Origin of the sequence: Desulfovibrio sp. 1188_IL3213, from assembly GCF_036763145.1 — a bacterium.
Taxonomy (GTDB): Bacteria; Desulfobacterota; Desulfovibrionia; order Desulfovibrionales; family Desulfovibrionaceae; genus Desulfovibrio.
Genome location: NZ_JBAIYR010000574.1, coordinates 1 through 1,212 on the forward strand (window position 1 = coordinate 1; position 1,212 = coordinate 1,212).

At 58.6% G+C, this 1,212-nt stretch carries 2 protein-coding genes; both read left to right on the forward strand.

All coding sequences use genetic code 11. From position 1 onward, the window contains the following. Positions 1–356: 356 nt before the first annotated feature. Positions 357–1,052, forward strand: a complete 696-nt coding sequence (locus V6C16_RS13690) for an ABC transporter permease (RefSeq protein WP_333534301.1) — start codon at positions 357–359, stop codon at positions 1,050–1,052. Continuing rightward, positions 1,049–1,212 (forward strand): ATP-binding cassette domain-containing protein (locus V6C16_RS13695; protein WP_333543489.1); only part of this gene is annotated, 164 nt, incomplete at its 3' end. The genes V6C16_RS13690 and V6C16_RS13695, both read left to right, overlap by 4 nt.

Sequence of the window (1,212 nt, forward strand, 5' to 3'; positions counted from 1 at the left end):
TCTGGCGGCTGCGTGAGCAGACGTTCGCTACGGAGGCGTAAGCGCAGTTTATCTGCGCGGTTAAACGCCGAAGTGAGCGTGCCTTAAACTTTGAGAATGTATATTCTCAAAGTTAATCTGCTCTAGATGTAGAGCATTTAACACTTGAAATGCTCACTTACGGCAGGCAAAAGCCCGCCTGCTCGCATTTCGTGGCAAGGATTTTCAGGAAAATCCTTGCAGAGCAGTTGCTCATTTTATTCGTCAACTGCTCTGAAGCAGCCGCGCGGGGATGAGAGCGGCCGGGCCGTTTTTGCCCCGCGCGGTTTTTGTATCCGTTTTTACCGGCATATTTTTGCCGTCAGGTTCGGGCGCGTATGGATTATCTTGTCAACGGCATTTCCGGCGCATTTTCCCTTTTGATGCATATGGATGCGGCCACGCTTTCCGCCGTGCGCGCCACCCTGCTTTCCACCTGCTATGCCATGACCGCTTCCCTGCTGCTGGGGTTGCCGGCGGGTTTTGTGCTCGGGTATTGCTCCTTTCCCGGCAAAAGGGCGTTGCGCCTTGTTTCCGACACACTTCTGGCTTTTCCCACGGTTCTTATCGGCCTGCTGGTCTATGCGCTCATAACGGCGCGCGGCCCCTTGGGGCAGTATGGCCTGCTGTTTACCCTGCCGGGCATGGCCGTGGGGCAGGCCCTTCTGGCCCTGCCCATTGTGGTCTCGTGGACCGCGCAGGCTGTGGAAAATCTGGACCCGCGCTGTCGCGACACCCTGCTGACCCTGGGGGCCAACGCCCGGCAGATGGCGGTGCTTTCACTGTGGGAATGCCGCTATTCCATCGGCATGGTCTGCATCACGGCCTTTGGGCGCGTTATCACCGAAGTGGGCGTAGCCATGATGCTCGGAGGCAACATCCGTTATGCCACCCGCACCATGACCACGGCCATAGCGTTGGAAACCAGCAAGGGAGATTTTGCCCAAGGCATAGCTTTGGGGCTTGTGCTGCTGCTGATGGCTTTTGCCGTCAATCTGGCCCTGGCTTTTTTCCGGCACAGGGGGCGCGCGTGAATGCTTTGCTGTATGAGGGGCGCGATCTGGTGCAGGTGTACGGCGGGCGCACTGCCCTGAACCTGCCCCGTCTTGAGGTGACAAAAGGCGAAACCCTGGCGCTCACCGGGCCGAACGGCTGCGGCAAGTCCACGCTGCTTCGCCTGCTGGCTTTTCTGGA

What these genes read in the sequence shown, in the direction of transcription:
- V6C16_RS13690 (WP_333534301.1), top strand. Translation starts at nt 357, where the DNA reads ATGGATTATCTTGTCAACGGCATTTCCGGCGCATTTTCCCTTTTGATG.